Origin of the sequence: Nocardioides sp. (assembly GCF_035703625.1) — a bacterium.
In the GTDB taxonomy this organism is placed as follows: domain Bacteria; phylum Actinomycetota; class Actinomycetes; order Propionibacteriales; family Nocardioidaceae; genus Nocardioides.
The window spans coordinates 1-2,628 of the sequence record NZ_DASSXS010000244.1; the positions used below are offsets into that span (position 1 = coordinate 1).

The window sequence follows — 2,628 nt, forward strand, 5'->3', positions numbered from 1 at the left end:
GACGACCGGTCCGAGGACAACCAGCGCGCCATCCTGCGCCGCGCCTTCGACCGGGGCGTCACCCACTTCGACCTCGCCAACAACTACGGCCCGCCCTACGGCCGCGCCGAGGAGAACTTCGGCCGCTACCTCGCCGACGACTTCAAGCCCTACCGCGACGAGCTGGTCATCTCGACCAAGGCCGGCTACGACATGTGGCCGGGCCCGTACGGCCAGGGCGGGGGCTCGCGGAAGTACGTCCTGTCCAGCCTCGACCAGTCACTGACCCGGATGGGGCTCGACTACGTCGACATCTTCTACAGCCACCGCTTCGACCCGGAGACACCGGTCGAGGAGACGATGATGGCGCTGGACACCGCCGTACGGCAGGGCAAGGCGCTCTACGCCGGCATCTCCTCGTACTCCGCGGCCAGGACCCGCGAGGCCGCCACCATTGCGCGCGACCTCGGTACGCCGCTGCTGATCCACCAGCCGTCGTACTCCATGCTCAACCGCTGGATCGAGGAGGACCTGCTCGATGAGCTCGAGGAGCAGGGCATGGGCTGCATCGTGTTCACGGCGCTGGCGCAGGGCCTGCTGACGGACCGCTACCTCGACGGGGTGCCGTCCGACTCTCGCGCTGCCCGCGCGGACAGCACGATCGCGTCGGACCACCTCGATGAGAGCACCCTGGCCCACGTCCGGAAGCTCAACGAGATCGCTGCCTCGCGCGGACAGAAGCTCGCCCAGCTCGCCCTGCAGTGGGCTGTCCGCGACCCGCGGGTGACCTCGGCGGTGATCGGCGCCTCCTCGGTCGAGCAGCTCGACACCAACCTGGACGCGCTGTCCTTCCCGGCGCTGACCGACGACGAGCTGTCCCGGATCGACCAGGAGGCCGTCGAGGCCGGCATCAACCTCTGGGCGACGCAGACCGAGGACTGACCGCCGACCCGGGTGGGCCGGCCCTGGCCTCAGCCGGCCAGAGCGTGCACGGCGTCGGCCAGGTCGCGCACGGCTCGGGAAAGCTCCTCGGGCGGGTCGATGGAGAGGTCGACGTGGAAGCCGAGCAGACCTGAGTCCAGCAGGCGGGTCGCCCGCTCGACCCGGGTGGGCCGGGCGCCGCAGCGCACCAGGTAGTCGCCGAGCGCGGCCGTCCAGCGCGCGTTGCTCCGGCGTACGCCGGACCGGTAGGGCTCCTCGCCGAGCAGCCCGCTGGCGGCCGCCTGGGTGTAGAGCCGCTCGCACGCATCCAGCGGAGGGCGCTGGTAGGCGGCCCACAGCCGCAGGACCCCGGATCGGACGGTCGGCGCCGACGCCAGCGACTGCAGGGCCGCCACTGAGCGCTCGTTGGCGGCATCGATCACCTCGGTGACCAGCCCGGCTCGACTGCCGAAGTGGTAGACGAGCATGCGGTCGCTCGTCCCGAGCGCCGCTGCCAGTGGGCGCAGGGTGAGTCCGATCAACCCGTGGCCCAGCACGTGGTCGGTGGCCCTCTCGAGGAGCTCGTCGCGACGACTCATGCATCGACTGTAGCGAGTGCTACAGTCGACGTATGTAGCACTCGCTACATACGTGTGAGGAAGTGAGTTCGTTGGGTACGGCATTCGCCCTGCTGGGGCTGGCAATCGTGGTCGAGGTGGGCGCGACGGCGGCCCTGCCGCGCGCCGAGGGCTTCACCAACCCCGCCTGGACGGCCGCGGTCGTGTCCGGGTACGCCGCGTCCATCTGGCTGCTCGCCATCGTGGTCAGGCAGATCCCGGTGTCGATCGCCTACGCCGTCTGGTCCGGTGCCGGGACGGCTCTCGTCGCGCTGGTGGGGCTGGCGTTCCTCGGTGAGGACCTGACTGCCGCGCGGGCATTCTTTCTCGGGTTGATCATCGCGGGCGTGGTCGGCCTCAACCTGGCGGGCGCCCACTGACCCGGATATCCGCGTGCGCGATGGCCATGTGGTGACGGACAATCGTTCCTTGTGGGTCACGTGGACATCTCCGGAGTGCGTTACGAGCTGCCTGACGGTCGGGTTCTGCTCGACGACGTCTCCTTCCGCGTCGGCGAAGGCGCCAAGGTGGCGCTCGTCGGCGCCAACGGCGCCGGCAAGACCACCCTCCTGCGCATCGTCACCGGCGAGCTGAAGCCCCACGCCGGCGCCGTCACCCGCTCCGGAGGGCTCGGCGTGATGCGCCAGATGGTCGGGCACGGCCTGGGCACCGCCCCCGGCGAGGAGCCCACGGTTGCCGACCTGCTGCTCTCCGTCTCGCCCGCGCGGGTGCGCAGCGTCGCCGCCGAGGTGGACCGCTGCGAGCGGATGCTGATGGAGACCGACGACGAGAAGACCCAGCTGCGCTACGCCGAGGCACTGTCCGAGTACGCCGACGCGGGTGGCTACGACCTCGAGGTCACCTGGGACGTGTGCACGATCAAGGCGCTGGGCGTGCCCTTCGACCGGGCGAAGTACCGCGAGCTGCGCACGCTGTCGGGTGGCGAGCAGAAGCGGCTGGTCCTCGAGTTCCTGCTGGCCGGGCCCGACGAGGTGCTGCTCCTCGACGAGCCCGACAACTTCCTCGACGTCCCCGGGAAGATCTGGCTCGAGCAACGGATCCGCGAGTCCGACAAGACGATCCTGTTCATCAGCCACGACCGCGAGCTGCT

4 protein-coding genes are annotated in these 2,628 nt (G+C 70.2%); 3 read left to right on the forward strand and 1 reads right to left on the reverse strand.

The window, feature by feature from the left end; genetic code table 11:
- On the forward strand, positions 1 to 921 hold a 921-nt coding region (locus VFN12_RS12685; protein WP_325119065.1), incomplete at its 5' end, for an aldo/keto reductase.
- A 29-nt stretch (positions 922 to 950) separates the two neighbouring features.
- On the opposite strand, the gene VFN12_RS12690 is transcribed toward VFN12_RS12685, so the two are convergent.
- Positions 951 to 1,499 (reverse strand): TetR/AcrR family transcriptional regulator, encoded by a 549-nt coding sequence (locus VFN12_RS12690; RefSeq protein ID WP_325119066.1) that lies wholly within the window; start codon positions 1,497 to 1,499, stop codon positions 951 to 953.
- A gap of 71 nt (positions 1,500 to 1,570) precedes the next feature.
- On the opposite strand from VFN12_RS12690, the gene VFN12_RS12695 reads away from it, so the two are divergent.
- Positions 1,571 to 1,897 (forward strand): multidrug efflux SMR transporter, encoded by a 327-nt coding sequence (locus VFN12_RS12695; RefSeq protein WP_325119067.1) that lies wholly within the window; start codon positions 1,571 to 1,573, stop codon positions 1,895 to 1,897.
- A 51-nt stretch (positions 1,898 to 1,948) separates the two neighbouring features.
- Positions 1,949 to 2,628, forward strand: a 680-nt coding sequence (locus VFN12_RS12700) for an ATP-binding cassette domain-containing protein (RefSeq protein ID WP_325119068.1), incomplete at its 3' end; no start/stop codon positions are given.